The sequence below is a fragment of the Streptomyces sp. NPDC003456 genome (assembly GCF_042878735.1).
GTDB lineage: Bacteria > Actinomycetota > Actinomycetes > Streptomycetales > Streptomycetaceae > Streptomyces.
In genome coordinates, this window is record NZ_JBIAOK010000007.1 from 361234 (window position 1) to 383167 (window position 21934).

Here is a 21934-nt window from a genome sequence, read left to right on the forward strand (position 1 = left end):
CGGGCGGAACGGGAGGCTCCGGGGTCGAACGGTGTGTGGTTCAGCAGTTCGAGGGATATCGGGTGGATCCGCAGCCGAACGGTCACCGCGTGTGGTGCGGGCGAGTCCGGGAAACTCACCGGAAAACCGGCGGGAGGCGCCTTTAGGCTGGGGGCATGACCGCGACGGGGGAAGACCATGTGACGGCCCGGGGAGGGCCGTGGTGGTGGGGCAGACGGCGCAGTGCCGTGTTCGACGTGAGTCTGGCCGCGGTGTCCGCGCTGGAGTGCGCGCTGGAGGGGATCCCGTTCGCGAGGGACGCCGGGATTCCGGTGGCGGCGGGGGTCGTCTTCGGTGCGCTGGCCGGTTCCGTGCTGCTGGTGCGCCGGCGGTGGCCGATCGCGGTCGTGCTGGTGGCCATCGCGATCACGCCCGCGGAGATGGGCCTGATGATGGGCGTCGTCGGCCTGTACACGCTGGCCGCGGCCGAGCTGCCCCGGCGGATCATCGCCTCGCTGGCGGGGATGTCGCTGGTGGGGACGCTCATCGTGACGTTCGTGAAGACGCGGCAGGACATGGCGCGCGGGGATCTGGACCTGGGCGACTGGTTCGTGCCGTTCGCGGCGATCACCATGTCGCTGGGCTTCACCGCGCCCCCGGTGCTGCTGGGTCTGTACGTGGGGGCGCGGCGGCGGTTGATGGAGAGCCTGCGGGAGCGTGCGGACAGTCTGGAGCGGGAGCTCCAGTTGCTGGCGGAGCGGGCGGAGGAGCGGGCCGAGTGGGCCCGCAACGAGGAGCGGACGCGGATCGCGCGGGAGATGCACGACGTGGTCGCGCACCGGGTGAGTCTGATGGTGGTGCATGCGGCGGCGTTGCAGGCGGTGGCCCGGAAGGATCCGGAGAAGGCGGTGCGCAACGCCGCGCTGGTGGGGGACATGGGGCGGCAGGCGCTGACCGAGTTGCGGGAGATGCTCGGGGTGCTGCGCAGCGGTGGGGACGAGCGGCGTGAGCGGGCGGCGTCGGTGCCGCTGGCGGCGGTGGGGGCCGCGGCGGCTGCGGCGGCGTCGCGGGCGGCGGACGACGACGGGCCGTGTCTGGCGGAGATCGAGGAGCTGGTGGGGCAGTCGGCCGCGGCGGGGATGGTGGTCGATCTGTCGGTGCAGGGGGATGTGCGGTCGTACGCGCCGTTGGTGGAGCAGACGGCGTATCGCGTGGTGCAGGAGGCGTTGACGAACGTCCACAAGCACGCGGCGGGGGCGAAGACGTATGTGCGGCTGGCGCATCGGGTGTCGGAGATCGCGATGCAGGTGGAGAACGAGCCGCCCGAGGAGGCGGCGTCGTCGGCGCGGCTGCCGTCCGGGGGGAACGGTCTGGTGGGGATGAAGGAGCGGGTGTCGGCGCTGGGCGGGGTGTTCGTGTCGGGGCCGACGGACGCGGGGGGTTTCCGGGTGTCGGCGGTGATTCCGGCGTCGTAGCCCGGTTGGCCGTGGCATCCGGGTCAGTGGGTGGTGAGGCGGGTGGGTGCGGTGCCGGCGACGAGGGTGGCCAGGGCCTGGTCGATGTCGGTGCCGAGGTACCAGTCGCCGGTGTGGTCGAGGGTGTAGACGCGGCCGTCGGTGTCGATGGCGAGGAGGGCGTGGGTGTCGGTCTCGGCGCCGAGGGGGCAGACCTCGGTGTCGAGGGCGCGGCCGAGGTCGCCGAGGGTGCGGGCCAGGTGGAGGCCGTGCAGCGGGTCGAGGTGGAGGGTGGCGGGGGCGACCTGGCGGCCGGGGCCGGTGGGGGTGATGTGGAGGCCGCCGAATTCGGCCCAGGCTTCCACGGCGGCGGGGAAGACGGTGTGGCGGTGGCCGGCGGGGGAGACGTGGTCGCGCAGGGTGTCGGCCCAGATCTCGGCTTGTTTGATGTCCCAGCGTCCGGGTTGCCAGCCGGCGGCGCGCAGGGCGGCGTCGACGGGTACGGCGAAGCGGGTGGTGGAGGTGCGGTCGGTGTGCATCTGCCTTTTGTCTCGTCGTGGTGACGGGGTGGCGCGTGCCGGGTGCGCCGGGGTGTGGGGGGCCGGGGCCGTGGGCGCGTCAGGCGTTCTGGTCGGCGGGGTCGACTATGCGGACGCCGAAGTGGGCGCTGAGGGCGGTGCAGGCGCGGCAGGGGGTGGCGAAGCTGCCGTGGAGGGGGTCGCCGTCCTCGCGGATGCGGCGGGCGGTGAGTTTGGCGTGCTTGAGGGCTTTGCGGGCTTCGCCGTTGGTCATGGGTTTGCGTGCGGCGCGTTTGCTGCGTGCGGCGTCGGCGGCGGCGATGTGGCGGGAGATGAGGATGGTCTCGGCGCAGCGTCCGGTGAAGCGGTCGCGCTGGGCGCTGGGGAGGGTGTCGAGGAAGTCCTGGACGAGGGGGTGCAGGGCGGGGGGTGTGTCGCCGCGGGCGGCGGTGCCGGTGAGGGTGGTGCCGCGGACGGAGAGGGCGGCGGCGACGGTGGGGAGGATGCCGTCGCGGCGGTGGCGCAGGGCGGGGGTGTGGGCTGTCGCGGTGGCGCTCCAGCCGATGCGGGGGTCGCCGCTTCGGGGGTCGGCGGGGTGCGGGATGCCGCCCCGCGGGTCGCCGTCGTGGTGGCCGGCGGGCCTGCCGGTGTGTGGTCCCGTCTGTGTCGCGTTCATGATCGTATTCCCCTCCGTGCATCCCCCCGGAAGGTCACAGGGTGCCAAATGCCGTGGCTGCTGCGGAAGCTGGGGCGGGGCGACACGCCAGGAGCGGGGCGTGTCGTGACGGTGGGGTGACGGGGGGTCACGGGCGCGCCGGGGGGCGGCGACCGGTGCCGGTGACCGGTGTCGTCGTACCGCATAGGCTGTCGGCACCGCGGTCGATGCGGTGATCCGTTCGGGGTTCGATGCAATGGACCAGAAGGGTGATCCGCGGCGGCCGGGGACGCAGTGACGTGCAGGAAGTCGCATCAGAAGACGTGACAGTCGATACGGGCCGTAGTGCGCCAAGGGTGGTCAATACGGGTCGTACAGAGTGCCGCAGGGGGCAACCGCCATGACGACAGGTCGGCTCGGGCTGGGGGCGCCTCCCGGCCGCCAGGCCGGGGGACACGCAGCGCCGCCGAACGCGGCCTACGCCGGGCAGGTCGTGCATTTCCCGGATCCGGTGCGGGCGGCCCGTCACCCGCGGGGGGTACGGGTGGACGAGCGTGGTCACCCCGACTTCTCGCCCTACGCGCGTGCGGCCGCGGAGATCGCGGAGCCGCCGGAGGGTTTCGGTGTCGACGAGTTGCGGCTGACGGACTACGTGTCGGCGAACACGGCGCTGGCGGCGTCGGGGCACGAGTTGTGGGACACGGTGCCGGCGGTGGCGACGCCGCACGGCTGGACGTGGCACCACGTGGTGGACACGCGGCGGCTGGAGCTGGTCCCGGTCGAGGTGAAGGCGCTGCTGCGGCATCACGGCGGGGTGGCGACGTCGGGCGTGGACCAGTCCAAGCGGGGGACGCGGCCGTTGCAGGAGACGCGTCCGGCGCATTTCGGGCTGCCGAAGTCGGGTGTGGCGGTGACCGAGTCGCAGGTGCAGGGTGTCGAGGAGGACCTCGGGTACCGGCTGCCGGGTGCGTACCGGTCGTTCCTGAAGGCGGCGGGCGGTTGTGCGCCGGTGGGCGCGGCCCTGGACGCGGAGTTGGGGCTGCTGGTGGACCAGCCGTTCTTCACGGTGCGCGACGAGGCGGCGGTCAACGACCTGGTGTACGTGAACAAGTGCCTGCGTGACCATCTGACGAAGGACTACCTGGGTGTCTCGTTCGTGCAGGGCGGGCTGCTCGCGGTGAAGGTGAAGGGCGAGCGGATCGGTTCGGTGTGGTTCTGCGCCTACGACGACGCGCGGGACGTGGATCCGTCGCTGCCGCCGGCGGAGCGGGTGGAGCGGCTGCTGCTGCCGTGCGGGGACGATTTCGACGACTTCCTGTCGCGGCTGGCGGGCAATCCGCCGGAGTTGGAGACGGTGGCGGACCTGATGGTGGACGGCGGGTTCGCGCGTGTGGTGCCGGTGGGCGCGGTGTCGTCCCCGGCGGTGGGGGAGTGACTCGGCGATGGTGACCTTCGCGCAGGCGCAGGAGCGCGCCGAGGAGTGGATCAACGGGGACGTGCCGTCGTACCAGCATCGTGAGGTGCGGGTGCGGGAGTTCGACCTCGGGTTCGTGGTGTGGGCGGAGGACCGTGCGGACGGGCCGCGCTCCGACGGGGGCGGGCAGCGGCTGGTGATCGCGCGGGACAGCGGCGAGGCGACGCTGTGGCCCGGGTTGCCGGTGGGCGAGGTGATCCGCCGGTACGAGGAGGAGTACGGCCGTACGGACGGGGCTGAGGAGCCGGCTCCGGCGGCGCCCGCGCGGGTGGATCTGAACCAGACGTCGTTCCTGCTGACTCCGCCGGAGTGGTTGCAGGAGGCGGCGGACCGGATGGGCATTCCGGACCGGCGCGGGGGCGGGTCTTCGTCGGCCGTCCCGGCTTCCGGTGCGGTGGCGGGTGCCGGTTCGGTGCCCGGGGCTGCTTCCGGGGCGGGGGCGGACGCGGCTGCTGCGGCCGCCGCCGGGGCCGCGTCCTCGCCGGCGTCGGGCGCCGGGCCGTCGGCACCGCCGGAGCCCGCCGACGCCCCGCCCGCCGATGTCCCCGCCGCGGCGCAGGGTGCGCCCGTGGCGCCCGGGAGCGGTACGGCGTGGCCGGCCGCCGGGGGGAGCGACGCGGGGACGGACCCGGGTCCGTCCGGGTCGGCGGGTGGGCCGGAGACGCCGGCCGGGGCGACGCCCTGGGCCGGTACGGACACCAACGCCGACGCGGGGGACGACCGTTCGGTGCCGCTGCCCGCGACGGTGTTCGCGCCGCCGCTGAGCGGGAGCGACGACGACGCGCCGCCGCCGTCGGCGGCGCCCGAGGCCCGCACGACCCTGATGTCGGGCGGCAGCGGGCTGCCGCCGACGGCTGTCTCGCCGGCGCTCGGCGACCCGAACGCGCAGGGCGCCGGGGCTTCCGGTGGGCCCGGGTACGGGTACCCGTCCGGGCCGGGCGCGGGACCTGCCGCTCCTGGTGGACCCGCGGCCACCTCCGGCGGGCCCGCAGGTCCGGGTGCGCCGCAGGGGACGCCGCCCGGCGGGGTGCCCTACGGGACGCCGCCCGCCGGGGTGGCGCACGGGAGCACGCCTGCGCCCGCCCCCACGTCGGGCGGGGCGCCGTACGGGAACGCGCAGGGCGCCGCCGGGTCCGTGCCCGGGCGGCCGCTCGCGCCGAACGCCGGGGACATCGCCGACGCGGCGACCAGCAAGGCGGCCCCGCCGCCGGGCCGCGGCCGGGGCGACGGCCCTTCCACGCCGCCTCCGCCGGGTGCCCCGGGTACGCCGGGCGCGCGGCCGGGCGGTCCTGCCGCGCCGTCGGGTCCCGGGGCTCCGGGAACGCCCGGGGGCGGCGCGTACGTGCCGACGCAGATGGTGTCGGCGCTGGGCCCGGACGGGCCGCAGGCACCGGCCGCTTCGGCTCCCGGTGTCCCCGGTGGCTCCTCGGGTGCCGGGTCCGCGCAGGGTCCGGGGGCGCCGCAGCCTCCGCAGCAGCCGCCGGGCGCGCCCGGCGCTCCGCAGCCGCCCGGGGCCCCCGGGGGTACGCCCCCCGGCGGTGTCCACCACGCGGCGACGATGCTGGCCGGCCCGGGGGTCCCGCAGCCGCCCGCGGCTCCCGGTGCGCCGGGAGCGCCGGGGGCCCAGGCAGGGCCCGGTGCGCCGGGTGCGCCCCAGCCTCCCGGTGCCCCGCACCGGCCCGGTGTTCCGCACCCTCCCGCCGCCCCGGGCGTCCCCGGTGCTCCGGGCGCTCCGGGTCCCGTGCACCACGCGGAGACCGTGCTGGCCGCGCCCCCGGTGGCCGGCCCCGGTGTGCCTCCGCCTCCGCAGGCCCCCGGTGCGCCGCCCGCCGCCCCGGGCGCGCCCGGCGTCCCGCCGGTGCCGCACGGGGCGATGCCGCCCGGCGCGGTGCCCCCGCCCGGTCAGCCGGTGCCCGGGCAGGGCTACGGGTATCCGCAGCAGCCGGCCGGGCAGCCGACGGTCGGTCCGGGCTACCAGGCCGTGCTGCGCTACCGCGCGCAGGACGGTTCCGAGCAGCAGCTGATCCGGCGCTCGGCGCCGGGCACGCCGCACCCGGAGTGGCAGATCTTCCACGAGCTGCGGGCCATGAACGTGCCCCCGGACCAGGTGCTGGAGCTGCACACGGAGCTGGAGTCGTGCGAGCTGCCGGGTGCCTACTGCGCGCGGATGATCCGCGAGCAGTGGCCGCAGGCGCGGATCGCCTCGATCGCGCCCTACGGCACGGACCACGCCAGCCGGCAGCAGGGCATGCAGCAACTGCTGGCCCACCAGGGCGAGTTGCACCAGGTGGCGGACGGGCCCGCGCGCCCGGCGCCGGTGCGTGCTCCGCTGCCGCCGGTGCAGGCGGCGCCGCCGGTCCCGCCGGAGGCCGTCGCGCAGGAGCTGGCAGCCGCGTTCGGGCCGGGGGTGTTCCGGTTCGAGCAGGCCGCCGTCTCCCGGCAGGGGGTGCCGCCGGTCGTGGCGCACACCCTGGTGGTGGCCGGTCTGCCGCTGGACATGGGCCCGTTCTTCTGGGCGCAGGCCCAGCCCGGGCGGCCCGTGCCGACGCTGGCGGAGCTGGCGGCCGAGCGCGGTGTGCAGCCGGCGGCGGACGCCGGGTCCTACCTGGTGATGGGCAGTGACTTCGGCAAGGCGATCTGCGTGCAGTACGGCACGGCGAACATCGTCGCGGTGCCGGTGGAGGCCGGACCGGGCGGTGCGCCCGTACCGCCGCAGTTCGTGAACACCGGGCTGCCCGAGTTCGCGCGGTGCCTGGCGCTGCTGGGGCGGATGTGGCGGCTCAGGTTCGGGCTGAACCAGGAGCAGGCGGGCCGCTGGACCGTCGACTTCCAGGCCCAGTTGGCCGCGCTGGACCCGGCGGCGCTGGGGTCGCCCGAGAGCTGGTGGTCGGTGCTGCTGGAGCAGATGTGGGACGGACTGCTGTGAGGCGCCGTCACCGCTGAGGTGTGCGGAGGGAGCCGGGCCCGGTCGCGGGAGATGCGACGGGGCCCGGCTCTTTCGTGTGCGGACCCGGGGCGCGCGAGCCCTGCTGTCCCCGCTGCCGGCGGTCCCGTGACCTCGGTGCGGAGTGTCGCGTTGTGCACCTTTGCGGCAAATCCACCAAGATGTGCGCGACACAGGCATATGCCGCGTCGGACGTCGCGTCCGTGTGGTGGAGAGGGGTCCCAGGATGAGGAGCGCACCGGTGTCGCCCCACGGCTTCACGGCTGTGCGGGGACGCGGCTACCGTCCCGAGCAGGCCGACGCGTACGCCGGGGCCCTGAGCGCCGACCGTGACGCCTCCTGGGAGGAGGCCGCCCGGCTGACGATGCTCGCCCGGCGGATGGACGACGAACTGGCCCGGCTGCGGCACACCGTGGCCCGGCTGGTGCCGCAGTCCTACGCGTCGCTCGGTGAGCGGGCCCGGCGGCTGTTCACCCTCGGGCAGGAGGAGGCCGCCGCCGTCCGCGAGGGGGCGCGGCGTGAGGCGCGCCGACGCGTCGGGAAGGCGCGGGAGGCGGCGGCCGGCGTGCGGGGCGAGGCGCAGGCGTACGCCGACACGGTGCGCGCCGAGGCCGACGAGCGGGCCCGGCAGCGGCTGCTGGCGGCGCGCGCCGAGGCCGACGAGATCCTGGGCGCGGCCCGGCGGGAGGCGGACGAGCAGCGCGGCGAGGCGCGGGCCGCGCTGCGCGAGGTGCGGCAGCGCACCGCCGGGATGCTGGCCGAGCAGGACAAGGAACGGGCCGAGCGGTGGGCCGAGGCGGAGCGCGCGCGGGCCGGTTGCGCGGCCGGGCTGGACGCGGACGGCTCGGAGGCGGTCGCGCGGGCCGAGAGCGCGCTGTCGGAGGCGAAGCGGGCCTTCGCGGAGGCCGAGGAGGAGGCCCGGCGGCTGGCGGAGGAGGCGCGCGTGTGCGCCGCGCAGACGGTGGAGCGGGCCCGTGAGCGGGCCGCGGCGCTGGAGGAGGAGACGGAGCGGGTGCTGCGCGAGCACGCGGAGCAGGGGGACGCCGTCCGCCGGCACATCGACCACGTCCACACCCGGTTGACGGCGTGGTCGGGCCAGGCGGCCCGGTGAGCGACTGGGCTCCGGCCGACCGGAGGCCCGGCTGAGGGGCCCGGCCGTCGGTCGGCCGCCCGACGGGTGCGGCACGGCGGTCCGTGCGGACCGCCGTGCCGTGCGGGTCAGGGGTCCTTGCGTCCCGCGCCCGCCAGGATCAGGCCCTCGACCGCTTCGTACTGGTGGCGCTGCTCCTCCGACTTGCGGTGGCCGGAGGCCAGCGTGCCGAGCCAGCCGCAGGCGAAGCCCAGGGGGATGGAGAGCAGGCCCGTGGTGGTGAACGGGAACCAGTTGAAGTCGGCCTCGGGGAAGGCGGACACGGGGGAGCCGGAGACGAGGTTGGTGCCCGGCATCAGCAGCAGCACCGCCAGCGAACCGCCGATGAGCGTGCTGAGCAGGCCCGTTCGCGTGAAGCGCCGCCAGAACAGGCTGTAGACCAGCGCGGGCGCGATGGCGGAGGCGCCCAGGCAGAACGACAGCGTCACCAGCGGCTGGAGGCTGCGGTGCTGGACCTGGGTGGCCAGGGCGATCGCGGGGATGCCCACGGCCAGGGCCGACAGCCGGGCCAGGGTCATCTCGCGGCGCGGGGACATCTCCTGCACGCGGGCCGCGAACACGTCGTGCGCCAGGGAGTTGGCGCAGGCCAGGATCATGCCGGCGACGGAGGCGAGCAGCGTCAGGAAGACGGCGGTGGTGACGGTCGTGAACAGGAACGTCTCCGCCGCCGACACCTCCGCGCCGAACGCGGCCTGCGTGCCCAGCAGGAACGCCGTGTTGCCCTGCGGATCGACCTTCGCGATGACGGCCCGGCCGACCAGGGCGGTCGCACCGAAGCCGATCACCGTGATGACGAGCACGAACAGCGCCACTCCGGACACCGCCCAGGACATCGAACGGCGTACCTGCCGGGCGCTGGAGGCGGTGTACATGCGCATGGTGACGTGCGGCAGGACGCCGCCGCCGAGGACCACCGTGAGCTGCGCGGTGATCATGTCCAGGTCGGGGTGGGGGCCGCCGGCGAACTGCAGGCCCGAGGTGAGGAACGCCGAGCCCACGCCGCTGCCCGCGGCGGCGGCGCCGAACAGCGCCCCGGGGTCCCAGTCGAACCGGTGGAGGATCAGCACCGCGACGACCATGCCGGAGCCGAGCAGCAGCACGATCTTCAGGATCTGGATGAGGGCGGTGCCCTTCATGCCGCCGATCGCCGCGTAGCTGATCATCAGGGCGCCGACGCCGATGATGCAGCCGGTCTGCAGCGATTCGCCGGAGAAGCCGAGGATGAACGCCATCAGCTGCCCGGTCCCGGCCAGCTGGACCAGCATCAGCGGCACCAGGGCCGCCAGGGTCACCGCGCAGGCCGCGATCCGCACGGCGCGGCCCGGCGCCCGCCGGGTCAGCGCGTCGCCCATGGTGAACCGGCCCGCGTTGCGCAGCGGTTCGGCCAGCAGGAACATCAGCAGCATCAGCGACAGCGCGGTGCTCAGGGCCAGGACGGTGCCGTCGTAGCCGAACAGGGCGATCACGCCGCCGGTGCCGAGGACGGTGGCGGCGGAGATGTAGTCGCCGGCGATCGCCAGGCCGTTGCGCATGGGGGACAGGGAGCTGTAGCCGGTGTAGAACTCGTCGAGGTCGTCGCGGTCCGGGCCGGTCATCACGCACAGCAGCAGGGTGATCGTGGCGACGGTGGAGAAGCCGACCAGGGACATGGCCTGGGCGTTGCCGCTGAAGTCGGTGTTCACAGCGCGCCCTCCCGCTTGGCGTCCAGCGCGGTCTGCCTGCGGATCCGGTCCGCGATCGGGTCGACGCGGCTGCGGGCGGTCCGCTCGTACAGGGCGATGGCCAGCCAGGTCACGGGCACCTGCACGAGTGCCAGCAGCAGGCCGGTGGGCAGGCCGTCGGTGACGGTGCCCGTCATCAGCGACGGGGCGAACGCCGACAGGAGCAGGAACAGCACGAAGTAGCCGAGTGCGGTGAGCGTGGCCACGCGCCGCTGCCAGCGGTAGGCGCTGCGCAGGAGCCTCAGGTCGCTGTGCTGCCCGAGGGGGGCGTGGCGCCGGATGTGCCGCCCGGCCGGCTCGGGCTCCCGCCGCGGCACCCACGGGTAGGTGTCGTAGGAGGGGGACGAGTCGGGCGGTGGGTACGGCGGGTAGGGCGGCGGGTCGTAGGACATCCCGGGGCTCCTTGCGGGGTCGGGTCCGGTGAACGGCAGGGAGTTGGGGGCGGGCGGCCCCGCACGCTACTGCGGAGTACCGGGGGAGCGCGAGGGTTTGGACAAACTGATTGGTCGGTACGTGCTCACCTGCGTGACCTCGGGTGTTACCCGCGTTAACCCCCGGATCCGGGCCTCGGCGGTGGCACCGCGCCCAAGTCCCGCCGCTCGTAACGGAGTCCGGGCCCGCCGTCGACGGAAGCGACCCCCACGCGGCGGAAGCCGTTGCGTTCCAGGACGGTCCGCGACGCGGAGTTCTCCCATCGCGTCAGCGCCGTGAGCGTGCGGAGCCCGTACGCGGTGGCGGCCAGCCGGCACACCTGGGCGACCGCCGCCGTCGCCACCCCGCGGCCCGCCGCCCGTGCGCCCACCCGGTAGCCGACCTCGGCGCCGCCGTCCGCCAGGTCGATCAGGTTCACGCGCCCGACGATCTCCCCCCGGTCCGCGAGGACCACGTGGAAACGGCACACGCCCGCGTCCTGCTCGGCCAGGAGCGCCCGGTGCCGTGCGGCGAAGCCCTCGGGGGTGAAATAGGCGTCGCCGCGGTCCGGGACCGTGCGGGCGAAGTACGCCCGGTTCTCCCGCTCGAAGGCCAGCAGCGCGTGCGCGTGGTCCGCCCGCAGCGGTTCCAGGGTCACCATGACCGCGAGGGTAGAGAGGGTCAGTCCTTCAGCACCGGGAATTTCCGGGGCGCCAGGAGCAGCAGCAGCACGAACGCCAGCGCCGCGGCCCCCGCCGCGCCCAGGTAGACGGCGTGCACCGCGTCGGCGATGGCCCGCCGGGTGGCCTGCGGCGCCACACCCCCGTCCAGCGCCCTGGTCACCGAGTCGAGGTCGCCCGAGCCGCCGAGCCGGGCCGCCAGCACTCCGTTGGCGACCGCGCCGAAGACCGCCGCGCCGATCGTCTGGCCCGTCTGACGGCAGAACAGCACCGAGGCGGTCGCCGTGCCGCGCTCGGCCCAGCCCACCGTCGACTGCACCCCGACGATGAGCGGCAGCTGGAACAGGCCCAGCGCGGCCCCGAGCAGCAGCATCAGCACGGTGGGCTGCCAGGCGTGCCCGGGGTAGGGCAGGAACGGGAACGCGAACAGGACCAGGGCGGCGGCGCCGATGCCCAGCAGCGCGGTGTCGCGGAACCCGATCCGCCGGTACACGTGCTGGCTCAGCGCGGCCGACACCGGCCAGCTCAGCGTCCACACCGACAGCACGAACCCGGCCGCGACGGGCGCCAGGCCCAGCACCGACTGGGCGTAGGTGGGCAGGAAGACCGTCGGCGCGACCATCAGCAGGCCCAGCGCGCCCAGGGCCAGGTTGACCGCGGCGATCGTCCGGCGCCGCCACACCCACCCCGGGATGATCGGGTCCGCGGCCCGGCGCTCCACCAGCACCACGACCGCGGCCAGGGCCAGTCCCGCGCCGAACAGGCCGAGCGAGGGCGGCGACAGCCACGGCCAGGCCACCCCGCCCTGCACCAGCGCCGTCAGCAGCACCCCGCCGCAGGCGAACACCGCCAGCGCGCCCGCCCGGTCCACGCGCGCGTGCGGCACCGGATCCCGCTCGGGTTCGTGCAGGTGACGCACGATCAGCCACAGCGCGACCGCGCCGATCGGCAGGTTGACCAGGAAGATCCACCGCCAGTCCGCGTACGCGGCGAGCACTCCGCCGAGGCCCGGGCCGGCGACCGCGGACACCGCCCACACCGTCGACAGCTTCGCCTGGATCTTCGGACGGTCCTCCAGCGGGTACAGGTCGGCGGCGAGGGTCTGCACGGTGCCCTGCAACGCGCCGCCGCCCAGGCCCTGCACGACACGGAAGGCGATGAGCGCCCCCATGTTCCAGGCCAGCGCGCACAGCAGGGACCCCAGCAGGAACAGCACCGAGCCCACGACGAGCACGGGCTTGCGGCCGAAGGTGTCGGAGAGCCTGCCGTAGACGGGCAGGGTGACGGTGACGGCCAGCAGATAGCCGGAGAACAGCCAGGAGAAGACGGAGAACCCGCCGAGGTCCCCGACGATCTGCGGCACGGCGGTGGACACGACGGTCGCGTCGAGCGCCGCCAGCGCCATCGACAGCATCAGGGCCGCCACGACGGCCGACCGCCCCCGGTCCGCCACGGGCGCCGCCGTCTCACGCGCCGCGGAACTGGTGCTCCCCACCCCGGCCCCTCCCCCTCGACTCTGCCTGCCCCTTGCACCTATCTGCCGCCCGACAGCTTCCCACTTGACCCTGACGTCGCGGGAGGGTGGAGGCTGAGTGGGCCGACAGGCGGAGCCGACCCTGAGACGGCCTCCACCCCACGGTGGACTGCCCCTAGGGGTACCTCCGTACTACGACCTGGGGAGGGTTCGTACCGGCGGAGGACGAGAGGGCGAAGGGCTCGTCCTTAACCTGGCTTTACGCCGCCGGGGGGGCGGTGGGCCCACCGTCGGGGGTGGGGTTTTCCTCAGCAGAAGACTGCGCTGGACACCAGGGCGCACGACCCCTCCCCGCCGCGAGACTTGGAACACGTCGGACGGACCGCCCGGCCCGGCACCGCACCAGCGGCCGCCGGCCCGGCAACCGCCTTCACCAACTGCTGACCGACATAGGAGACATACCGTGACTTCGGCTGTGACCATTCCCAGGCACGGGGGTACTGGAGGGCGTACGGCCGTAGCCGCGCGGGCGCGGCAGGTCGTCAAGGCGTACGGGTCCGGAGAGACCCGGGTCGTCGCCCTCGACCACGTCGACGTGGACATCGCACGCGGCCAGTTCACCGCGATCATGGGCCCCTCGGGCTCCGGCAAGTCCACGCTGATGCACTGCCTCGCCGGGCTCGACACCGTCACCGGCGGTCAGATCTACCTCGACGACACCGAGATCACCGGTCTGAAGGACAAGAAGCTGACGCAGCTGCGCCGGGACCGGATCGGGTTCATCTTCCAGGCGTTCAACCTGCTGCCGACGCTCAACGCCATCGAGAACATCACGCTGCCCATGGACATCGCGGGCCGCAAGCCCGACAAGGAGTGGCTGACGCGGGTGGTGGAGACCGTGGGCCTCGCCGACCGGCTCAGGCACCGGCCGACCCAGCTCTCCGGCGGCCAGCAGCAGCGCGTCGCCGTGGCCCGTGCCCTCGCCGCCCGGCCCGAGATCATCTTCGGCGACGAGCCCACCGGCAACCTCGACTCGCGCGCCGGCGCCGAGGTCCTCGGCTTCCTGCGCCGCTCGGTCGACGAACTGGGCCAGACCATCGTCATGGTGACCCACGACCCCGTCGCCGCCAGCTACGCGGACCGGGTGCTCTACCTCGCCGACGGCCGCATCGTCGACGAGATGCTCAAGCCCACGGCCGAGGCCGTCCTGGACCGCATGAAGGACTTCGACGCCCGGGGGCGCACGTCATGACCGTCCTGAAGACCTCGATGCGCAACTTCCTCGCGCACAAGGGGCGCATGGCCCTCTCGGCGATCGCCGTCCTGCTGTCCGTGGCCTTCGTCTGCGGCACGCTCGTCTTCACGGACACCATGTCCACCACGTTCGACAAGCTGTTCGCGGCCACCTCCTCCGACGTCACGGTGAGCGCCAAGGGCGCCTCCGACACCGGTGAGACCACCGCCGACAACGGCAAGCCGCCGGTCATGCCGGCCTCCGTGCTCGGCGAGGTGCGCAAGGCCCAGGGCGTGAAGTCCGCCGAGGGCACCGTGTTCTCCACCTCGGTGACGGTCGTCGACGCCGACAAGGACAGCCTGTCGCCCTCCAGCGGCGCCCCGACCATCGTCGGCAGCTGGAACCGCAACGAAGCCCGCACCATGGAGATCACCTCCGGCGCGGCCCCCCGCGGCGCCGGCCAGATCATGGTCGACGCCGACACCGCCGACAAGCACGGCCTGGAGCTCGGCGACGAGATCGCCGTGCTCTCCACGGTCGGCAACCACACCGCGAAGATCTCCGGCATCGCCGACTTCACCGTCACCAACCCCGGCGCGGCCCTCTTCTACCTCGACACCAGGACCGCCCAGCAGGCCCTGGTCGGCGAGAGCGGCGTCTACACCAACATCAACGTCACCGCGGCCGCCGGCGTCAGCGACGCGCAGCTGAAGAAGAACGTCGCGGCCGAACTCGGCGGCGGCTACCAGGTCAAGACGGCCAAGGAGACCGCCGACGCCAACCAGAAGGACGTCGAGAGCTTCATGAGCGTCATGAAGTACGCGATGCTCGGCTTCGCCGGGATCGCCTTCCTCGTCGGCATCTTCCTGATCATCAACACCTTCTCCATGCTGGTCGCCCAGCGCACCCGGGAGATCGGCCTGATGCGGGCCATCGGCTCCTCCCGCAAGCAGGTCAACCGCTCCGTGCTCGCCGAGGCGCTGCTGCTCGGTCTCGTCGGCTCGCTGCTCGGCGTCGGTGCGGGCGTCGGCCTCGCCGTCGGCCTGATGAAGCTCATGGGCCAGATGGGCATGGAGCTGTCCACCGACGACCTCACCGTGGCCTGGACGACCCCCGTGGTCGGTCTCGTCCTCGGCGTGATCGTCACCGTGCTCGCCGCCTACCTGCCCGCCCGCCGCGCCGGCAAGATCTCCCCGATGGCCGCCCTGCGCGACGCGGGCGCCCCCGCCGACGCCAAGGCCGGCTGGATCCGCGGCATCACCGGCACCGTCCTCACCGCAGCGGGCGCCTTCGGCCTCTTCCTGGCCTCGGCCGCCGACAAGGCCACCGAGGGATCGCTGTGGCTCGGCCTCGGCGTGGTGCTGACGCTCATCGGCTTCGTGGTCGTCGGCCCGCTGCTCGCCGGCGCGGTGGTCCGCGTCCTCGGCGCGCTCCTGCTGCGCATGTTCGGCCCCGTCGGCCGCATGGCCGAGCGCAACGCCCTGCGCAACCCGCGCCGCACCGGCGCGACCGGCGCCGCCCTGATGATCGGCCTCGCCCTGGTGGCGTGCCTGTCCGTGGTCGGCTCCTCCATGGTGGCCTCCGCCACCGACCAGCTCGACAAGACCGTCGGCACCGACTTCATCATCCAGTCCGACCGCGGCCAGCTCATCAGCCCGCAGGCGGTCCAGGCGGTCGAGTCCGCCCCGGACGTGGAGCGGGTCACCGAGTACAAGTGGACCGAGGCCGACTTCACCACCCCCGACGGCAAGACCCTCGAGGACACCGCCATCACGGCGGCCGACCCGTCCTACGCGACCGACCTGCGCACCGAGACGGTGGCCGGCAAGCTCACCGACGCCTATAAGCCCGACTCGATGTCGGTCCACGAGAAGTTCGCCGAGGACCACCGCATCACCCTCGGCTCCAAGGTGCGGGTGGCCTTCCGGGACGGCAGGACCGCCGACCTGACCGTCCGGGCGATCACCAGCAGCGACGTCGTGATCGACGCGGGCGCGATGTACACGTCCGTCTCGACGATGGCCAAGTACGTCCCGGCCGACAAGATGCCGCTGAACACCCTGCTGTTCGCCTCGGCCGAGGAGGGCAGGCAGGACGCCGCCTACGCGTCGCTGAAGTCCGCGCTGCACGACTACCCGCAGTACAAGGTGCGCGACCAGACCGACTACAAGGAAGCCCTGAAGGACCAGATCGGCCAGCTGCTCAACATGATCTACGGCCTGCTGGCCCTGGCGATCGTCGTCGCCGTCCTGGGCGTGGTGAACACCCTGGCCCTGTCGGTGGTGGAGCGCACCCGGGAGATCGGCCTCATGCGGGCGATCGGCCTCTCCCGCCGCCAGCTGCGCCGCATGATCCGCATGGAGTCGGTCGTCATCGCCCTCTTCGGCGCCCTGCTGGGCCTCGGCCTGGGCATGGGCTGGGGCGCCACGGCCCAGCAGCTGCTGGAGCTGGAGGGCCTGATGGTCCTGGACATCCCCTGGCCGACGATCATCGGCGTCTTCATCGGCTCGGCGTTCGTGGGCCTGTTCGCGGCCCTGGTCCCGGCCTTCCGCGCGGGCCGGATGAACGTGCTGAACGCCATCGCGACGGAGTAGCGGGCCGCCGCCGAGAACCACCGCACACGGGGGTTGCGGGGGCCCGGCGCCGGGAGGTCCAGGACAGGACCTCCCGGCGCCGGGTGCTGTCACGCAGGTGGGCCGGGACCGCCGAGCACCTCGCACTCGGGGGCGTCCTCCACAGGCCCGACGCCGAGCCGCGCAGCGACGTACGCTGGAGACCCCCGGCCCGCAGCGCGCGTCGGGCCCGTCGTGTTGCCCACCCCCCTGGACGGAAAAAGCCCGAATGAGCCTGCACGGTCTGCTCGACGCCGTCATCAAGGACGCCGCCCTCGCGGAAGCGATCAGGGCCGCCGCCGACGGCAACCGCATGCACGTCGACCTGGTCGGCCCCCCTGCCGCCCGGCCCTTCACGGTCGCCGCCCTGGCCCGCGAGTCGGGCCGCCCGGTCCTCGCGGTCACGGCGACGGGCCGCGAGGCGGAGGACCTGGCCGCCGCCCTGCGCTCGCTGCTGCCCCCCGAGGGCGTCGTGGAGTACCCGTCCTGGGAGACGCTCCCGCACGAACGGCTCAGCCCCCGCAGCGACACCGTCGGCCGCCGCCTGGCCGTGCTGCGCCGCCTGGCCCACCCGCGCCCCGACGACCCCGAGACCGGCCCGGTCTCCGTCGTGGTGGCCCCCGTCCGCTCCGTCCTCCAGCCGCAGGTCAAGGGCCTGGGCGACCTCGAGCCGGTGGCGCTGCGGTCCGGGCAGAGCGCCGACCTGAACGAGGTGGTGGAAGCCCTCGCGGCCGCCGCCTACGCGCGCGTGGAGCTGGTGGAGAAGCGCGGCGAGTTCGCCGTGCGCGGCGGCATCCTCGACGTGTTCCCGCCCACCGAGGAGCACCCCCTGCGCGTCGAGTTCTGGGGCGACGACGTCGAGGAGATCCGCTACTTCAAGGTCGCCGACCAGCGCTCCCTGGAGGTCGCCGAACACGGCCTGTGGGCCCCGCCCTGCCGTGAGCTGCTGCTCACCGAGGACGTCCGCGAGCGGGCGCGCGCCCTGGCCGAGCGCCACCCCGAGCTGGGCGAACTGCTCGGCAAGATCGCCGAGGGCATCGCCGTGGAGGGCATGGAGTCCCTCGCCCCGGTCCTCGTCGACGACATGGAGCTGCTGCTCGACGTCCTGCCCAAGGGCGCCATGGCGGTCGTCTGCGACCCGGAGCGGGTGCGTACGCGCGCCTCGGACCTGGTCGCCACCTCGCAGGAGTTCCTGCAGGCGTCCTGGGCGGCCACCGCGGGCGGTGGCGAGGCGCCCATCGACGTCGGCGCGGCCTCCCTGTGGTCCATCGCCGACGTCCGCGACCGGGCCCGCGAGCTGGACATGATGTGGTGGTCGGTGTCGCCGTTCGCCGCCGACGAGGAGCTGGACGGGGACACCCTCAAGCTGGGCATGCACGCCCCGGAGACCTACCGCGGGGACACCGCCAAGGCCCTCGCCGACACCAAGGGCTGGCTCGCCGACGGCTGGCGCACGGTGTTCGTCACCGAGGGCCACGGCCCGGCGGCCCGTACCGTCGAGGTGCTCGGCGGCGAGGGCATCGCCGCCCGCCTGGACGGGGACCTCGGCGAGATCTCCCCGTCGGTCGTGCACGTGGCGTGCGGGTCGATCGACCACGGCTTCGTCGACCCGGCCCTCGCACTCGCCGTCCTCACCGAGACCGACCTGACCGGGCAGAAGGCCTCCGGCCGCGAGGGCGCCCGGATGCCGGCCCGCCGCCGCAAGACCATCGACCCGCTCACCCTGGAGCCGGGCGACCACATCGTCCACGAGCAGCACGGCGTGGGCCGCTACATCGAGATGGTCCAGCGCACCGTGCAGGGCGCCACCCGCGAGTACCTGGTCGTGGAGTACGCCCCCGCCAAGCGCGGCCAGCCCGGCGACCGGCTCTACATCCCCACCGACCAGCTGGAGCAGATCACCAAGTACGTCGGCGGCGAGGCGCCCACCCTGCACCGCCTGGGCGGCGCCGACTGGACGAAGACCAAGGCCCGCGCCAAGAAGGCCGTCAAGGAGATCGCCGCCGACCTCATCAAGCTCTACAGCGCGCGCATGGCCGCCCCCGGGCACGCCTTCGGGCCGGACACGCCCTGGCAGCGCGAGCTGGAGGACGCCTTCCCCTACGCGGAGACGCCCGACCAGCTCACCACCATCGCCGAGGTCAAGGAGGACATGGAGAAGTCGGTCCCCATGGACCGCCTGATCTGCGGCGACGTCGGCTACGGCAAGACCGAGATCGCGGTCCGGGCCGCCTTCAAGGCCGTCCAGGACGGCAAGCAGGTCGCCGTGCTGGTGCCGACGACCCTGCTGGTGCAGCAGCACTTCGGCACGTTCAGCGAGCGGTACGCGCAGTTCCCGGTGAACGTGAAGGCACTGTCCCGCTTCCAGACCGACACCGAGGCCAAGGCCGTCCTGGAGGGCCTGCGCGAGGGCTCGGTGGACATCGTCATCGGCACGCACCGGCTGTTCTCGTCCGAGACGAAGTTCAAGGACCTGGGCCTGGTCATCGTCGACGAGGAGCAGCGCTTCGGCGTCGAGCACAAGGAGCAGCTGAAGAAGCTCCGCGCGAACGTCGACGTGCTGACCATGTCCGCGACCCCGATCCCGAGGACGCTGGAGATGGCGGTCACCGGCATCCGCGAGATGTCGACGATCACCACCCCGCCGGAGGAGCGCCACCCGGTGCTGACCTTCGTCGGCCCCTACGAGGAGAAGCAGATCGGCGCGGCCGTCCGCCGCGAACTGCTGCGCGAGGGCCAGGTCTTCTACATCCACAACCGGGTCGAGTCGATCGACCGGGCCGCCGCCCGCCTGCGCGAGATCGTGCCCGAGGCGCGCATCGCGACGGCCCACGGCCAGATGTCGGAGCAGGCGCTGGAGCAGGTGGTGGTCGACTTCTGGGAGAAGAAGTTCGACGTCCTGGTGTCCACGACGATCGTCGAGTCCGGCATCGACATCTCCAACGCCAACACCCTGATCGTCGAGCGCGGCGACAACTTCGGACTCTCGCAGCTGCACCAGCTGCGCGGCCGGGTGGGCCGCGGCCGCGAGCGCGGCTACGCCTACTTCCTCTACCCGCCGGAGAAGCCGCTGACGGAGACGGCCCACGAGCGCCTGGCCACCATCGCCCAGCACACGGAGATGGGCGCCGGCATGTACGTCGCCATGAAGGACCTGGAGATCCGCGGCGCGGGCAACCTCCTCGGCGGCGAGCAGTCCGGCCACATCGCGGGCGTCGGCTTCGACCTGTACGTGCGGATGGTCGGCGAGGCCGTCGCGGACTACCGGCGCCAGCTGGAGAGCGGCGAGATCGAGGAGGAGCCGCCGCTCGAGGTCAAGATCGAGCTGCCCGTCGACGCGCACGTGCCGCACGACTACGCGCCCGGCGAGCGGCTGCGCCTGCAGGCGTACCGCGCCATCGCCTCCGCGAACTCGGAGGAGGACATCAAGGCGGTCCGCGAGGAACTCGTCGACCGCTACGGCAAGCTGCCCGAGCCGGTGGAGAACCTGCTGCTGGTGGCGGGGCTGCGGATGTTCGCGCGGGCGTGCGGCGTCGGCGAGATCGTCCTCCAGGGCACCAACATCCGCTTCGCGCCGGTGGAGTTGCGCGAGTCGCAGGAGCTGCGGCTCAAGCGGCTCTACCCGGGGGCCGTCATCAAGCCGGCGGCCCACCAGGTGGTGGTGCCCCGCCCGAAGACGGCCAAGGTGGGCGGCAAGCCACTGGTCGGCCGCGAACTCCTCGCGTGGGTCGGCGAGTTCCTCACGTCGGTGCTGGGGTCCTGAGCAGCCCGTGACCACGGTCCGGTCCTCGGGGAGGCCGGGGGACCGGACCGTCAGCGCACGCAACGGCAGCGCCGGGCCTCTCCGACCGGTGGGTGCCCCCTGCAAGCGGAACCTCTGCCTCGCTACCGTGGGACGGGCACGGGCCGCCCGTGCGCAGCCGGTACGGACAGAGCAGGGAGGGGCGCACGGTGAGGCGTCTGAGGGGTGGGGCGGCACTTGCTGTCGCGATGGTGTTCACCGGTGCGGCGCTGGCCGGCTGCGAGGATCTCGCCGCACCGGGGGACGGGAGCGGAGCCTCGGGCTCCGGGGCACCGGCCGCCGGGGACGGCCGGGCGGTGAACCCGCTGGACAACCCGGACGGCACCGAGCCGGGGCTCGCCCCGGTCACCTCCTCCGCCGACAAGGCCGAGGCGCGTGCCCTGATCGAGAAGGTGGCGACCAAGGGCCGCGGCCCGCGCACCGGTTACGAACGCGACAAGTTCGGCTACGCCTGGATGGACTCGGCGCCGCGCGAGGTGCCCTTCTCGCACAACGGCTGCGACTCGCGCAACGACCTGCTGAAGCGGGACGGCGACAAGCTCCGCTTCCGCTCGGGCTCCGACTGCATCGTCGTCGCGCTGACGCTGCACGACCCGTACACCGGCAAGGTCATCGAGTGGAAGAAGTCCCGCGCCACCGAGGTGCAGATCGACCACGTCATGCCGCTGTCGTACGACTGGCAGATGGGCGCTTCGCGCTGGACCGAGGACAAGCGGGAGGCGATCGCCAACGACCCGCTCAACCTGATGCCGGTGGACGGGCCGACCAACAGCTCCAAGGGGGACTCCGGCCCGGCGTCCTGGCTCCCGCCGGACAAGCGGATCCGCTGCGCCTACGCGGTGCGCTTCGCCCAGGTGTCGCTCAAGTACGACCTGCCCGTGACGGCACCGGACAAGGAGACGATGCTGCGGCAGTGCGGATGACGGGGCCCAAGTCCCTGGCGCGGGCGGCATGGTGAGACCCGCCCCGGGACACGGACGTGGGCATTCCGGAATGCGCGTCGCCGACGCGTCCTGCCGGGGGGCCCGAAGGCTCCTCACCCGTCCCGGCGGGCGCTCCCGACACACGAAGTGATCAGCACGACAACGGTTCGGTACAACCCGTGACCGGTGGTCCGTGTCGGGCTATACGCTCGGATCCCCCACCGTGCTCTGTCACTCGCACGTACCCGTCCCATTCGGCCACACCGGACCAGGAGCAGTCATGTACGGCCACGGCGCGGCGCCGCCTCCCCGCAGCGCGGCAACGGTCATCTCCCTGCGCGTGCTGATCGCCGCAGCCGGAGTCCTCACGTGCGGCGTGCTGGCCTGCGTCCCGCTGTTCCGGGCCGCCGTCCTGCGCGGCAAGGTGTACGACTGGATCGCGGCCTGGGTGAGCCTGCCCCTGTCCATCATCTGCTTCGTGGTGGTCGGCTCGCTGCCCGAGGGCGACCACCGCACGGACATAGCGCTCGCCGTGATCCTGCTGCTGGGCCTCGGGTCCGCGATCTACTTCCTGATCGTGGACATCGGCCACCACAGCGCGCAGCGCCGCTTCGCGGGCTACCCGGCCTCGCAGGGCCCGACCGTCATCTCCTCGCAGACCCCGTACGGCTACCCGCACCAGGCGACCCCCTACAACGCGGCCGCCACGCCCGTCCCGCAGCAGCAGCCCCAGCCGCCGCAGCCCCCCGTTCCGCCGGTCCCGCAGCGGCCGGCGCCCGCCCGCATCGACCAGGTGCGCGCCGAGCTGGACGAACTCAGCGACTACCTGCGCCGGCACGAGGGCCGGCCCGACGGCACCCCGGGTGAGCCCGGGGGCAGCAGGTGAGCGCCGAGGCGGGACGG

15 protein-coding genes are annotated in these 21934 nt (G+C 73.7%); 9 read left to right on the forward strand and 6 right to left on the reverse strand.

Annotation, left to right across the window (positions count from 1 at the left end; all coding sequences use genetic code 11):
- The first annotated feature begins 155 nt into the window (after positions 1-155).
- Complete coding sequence (locus tag ACFYWG_RS29065; protein ID WP_383501733.1) at positions 156-1454, forward strand: histidine kinase; 1299 nt, start codon at positions 156-158, stop codon at positions 1452-1454.
- Between the two features lie 23 nt (positions 1455-1477).
- Here the strand turns inward: ACFYWG_RS29065 and ACFYWG_RS29070 are convergent, their stop codons facing one another.
- Together ACFYWG_RS29070 and ACFYWG_RS29075 are read right to left on the reverse strand one after the other, a co-directional pair.
- A complete protein-coding gene (locus ACFYWG_RS29070; protein ID WP_376332382.1) occupies positions 1478-1972 on the reverse strand; it encodes an SUKH-3 domain-containing protein in 495 nt (164 codons plus the stop codon).
- Positions 1973-2051: 79 nt separating this feature from the next.
- Complete coding sequence (locus ACFYWG_RS29075; RefSeq protein ID WP_383501729.1) at positions 2052-2627, reverse strand: YwqJ-related putative deaminase; 576 nt, start codon at positions 2625-2627, stop codon at positions 2052-2054.
- 379 nt (positions 2628-3006) lie between these two features.
- Between ACFYWG_RS29075 and ACFYWG_RS29080 the strand changes: the two genes are divergently transcribed.
- The 3 genes from ACFYWG_RS29080 to ACFYWG_RS29090 all read left to right on the forward strand — a co-directional run bounded on the left by ACFYWG_RS29080 (position 3007) and on the right by ACFYWG_RS29090 (position 8135).
- Positions 3007-4041, forward strand: a complete 1035-nt coding sequence (locus ACFYWG_RS29080) for an SMI1/KNR4 family protein (RefSeq protein WP_376332385.1) — start codon at positions 3007-3009, stop codon at positions 4039-4041.
- A 7-nt stretch (positions 4042-4048) separates the two neighbouring features.
- A complete protein-coding gene (locus ACFYWG_RS29085; protein ID WP_389204148.1) occupies positions 4049-7006 on the forward strand; it encodes an SUKH-4 family immunity protein in 2958 nt (985 codons plus the stop codon).
- A gap of 244 nt (positions 7007-7250) precedes the next feature.
- Positions 7251-8135, forward strand: coding sequence for a cellulose-binding protein (locus tag ACFYWG_RS29090; RefSeq protein WP_389204149.1), 885 nt, complete (start codon positions 7251-7253; stop codon positions 8133-8135).
- Between the two features lie 107 nt (positions 8136-8242).
- Here ACFYWG_RS29090 and ACFYWG_RS29095 read toward each other — a convergent pair whose 3' ends face one another.
- From ACFYWG_RS29095 to ACFYWG_RS29110, 4 genes are all read right to left on the reverse strand, one after another.
- Positions 8243-9823, reverse strand: a complete 1581-nt coding sequence (locus ACFYWG_RS29095; protein ID WP_385412833.1) for a cation acetate symporter — start codon at positions 9821-9823, stop codon at positions 8243-8245.
- Between the two features lie 29 nt (positions 9824-9852).
- Complete coding sequence (locus ACFYWG_RS29100; RefSeq protein ID WP_383501719.1) at positions 9853-10287, reverse strand: DUF485 domain-containing protein; 435 nt, start codon at positions 10285-10287, stop codon at positions 9853-9855.
- A gap of 155 nt (positions 10288-10442) precedes the next feature.
- A complete protein-coding gene (locus tag ACFYWG_RS29105) occupies positions 10443-10967 on the reverse strand; it encodes a GNAT family N-acetyltransferase (protein ID WP_383501716.1) in 525 nt (174 codons plus the stop codon).
- Between the two features lie 20 nt (positions 10968-10987).
- Positions 10988-12481, reverse strand: a complete 1494-nt coding sequence (locus tag ACFYWG_RS29110; RefSeq protein WP_389204150.1) for an MFS transporter — start codon at positions 12479-12481, stop codon at positions 10988-10990.
- A 442-nt stretch (positions 12482-12923) separates the two neighbouring features.
- On the opposite strand from ACFYWG_RS29110, the gene ACFYWG_RS29115 reads away from it, so the two are divergent.
- The 5 genes from ACFYWG_RS29115 to ACFYWG_RS29135 all read left to right on the forward strand — a co-directional run bounded on the left by ACFYWG_RS29115 (position 12924) and on the right by ACFYWG_RS29135 (position 21917).
- Positions 12924-13712 carry an ABC transporter ATP-binding protein gene (locus ACFYWG_RS29115; protein WP_385412270.1) on the forward strand — a complete coding sequence of 263 codons (789 nt, stop codon included), beginning with the start codon at positions 12924-12926 and terminating at the stop codon, positions 13710-13712.
- On the forward strand, positions 13709-16288 hold the full coding sequence (locus tag ACFYWG_RS29120) for an ABC transporter permease (protein WP_389204151.1): 2580 nt from the start codon (positions 13709-13711) through the stop codon (positions 16286-16288). Before ACFYWG_RS29115 ends, ACFYWG_RS29120 begins: the two co-directional genes overlap by 4 nt.
- Before the next feature lie 247 nt (positions 16289-16535).
- Entirely contained in the window at positions 16536-20069 is a 3534-nt protein-coding gene (mfd, locus tag ACFYWG_RS29125; RefSeq protein ID WP_389204152.1) for a transcription-repair coupling factor, read from the forward strand.
- A 188-nt stretch (positions 20070-20257) separates the two neighbouring features.
- Positions 20258-21031, forward strand: coding sequence for an HNH endonuclease family protein (locus ACFYWG_RS29130; RefSeq protein WP_383501704.1), 774 nt, complete (start codon positions 20258-20260; stop codon positions 21029-21031).
- Between the two features lie 280 nt (positions 21032-21311).
- Positions 21312-21917, forward strand: a complete 606-nt coding sequence (locus ACFYWG_RS29135; RefSeq protein WP_383501702.1) for a hypothetical protein — start codon at positions 21312-21314, stop codon at positions 21915-21917.
- The last annotated feature ends 17 nt before the right edge of the window (positions 21918-21934 follow it).

Excerpts from the sequence above, each read along its gene's own strand:
- ACFYWG_RS29070 (WP_376332382.1), bottom strand. The coding sequence starts at position 1,972 with ATGCACACCGACCGCACCTCCACCACCCGCTTCGCCGTACCCGTCGAC.
- ACFYWG_RS29135 (WP_383501702.1), top strand. The coding sequence starts at position 21,312 with ATGTACGGCCACGGCGCGGCGCCGCCTCCCCGCAGCGCGGCAACGGTC.
- ACFYWG_RS29080 (WP_376332385.1), top strand. The coding sequence starts at position 3,007 with ATGACGACAGGTCGGCTCGGGCTGGGGGCGCCTCCCGGCCGCCAGGCC.
- ACFYWG_RS29095 (WP_385412833.1), bottom strand. The coding sequence starts at position 9,823 with ATGTCCCTGGTCGGCTTCTCCACCGTCGCCACGATCACCCTGCTGCTG.
- mfd (WP_389204152.1), top strand. The coding sequence starts at position 16,536 with ATGAGCCTGCACGGTCTGCTCGACGCCGTCATCAAGGACGCCGCCCTC.
- ACFYWG_RS29075 (WP_383501729.1), bottom strand. The coding sequence starts at position 2,627 with ATGAACGCGACACAGACGGGACCACACACCGGCAGGCCCGCCGGCCAC.
- ACFYWG_RS29100 (WP_383501719.1), bottom strand. The coding sequence starts at position 10,287 with ATGTCCTACGACCCGCCGCCCTACCCGCCGTACCCACCGCCCGACTCG.
- ACFYWG_RS29120 (WP_389204151.1), top strand. The coding sequence starts at position 13,709 with ATGACCGTCCTGAAGACCTCGATGCGCAACTTCCTCGCGCACAAGGGG.
- ACFYWG_RS29085 (WP_389204148.1), top strand. The coding sequence starts at position 4,049 with ATGGTGACCTTCGCGCAGGCGCAGGAGCGCGCCGAGGAGTGGATCAAC.
- ACFYWG_RS29065 (WP_383501733.1), top strand. The coding sequence starts at position 156 with ATGACCGCGACGGGGGAAGACCATGTGACGGCCCGGGGAGGGCCGTGG.
- ACFYWG_RS29090 (WP_389204149.1), top strand. The coding sequence starts at position 7,251 with ATGAGGAGCGCACCGGTGTCGCCCCACGGCTTCACGGCTGTGCGGGGA.
- ACFYWG_RS29105 (WP_383501716.1), bottom strand. The coding sequence starts at position 10,967 with ATGGTGACCCTGGAACCGCTGCGGGCGGACCACGCGCACGCGCTGCTG.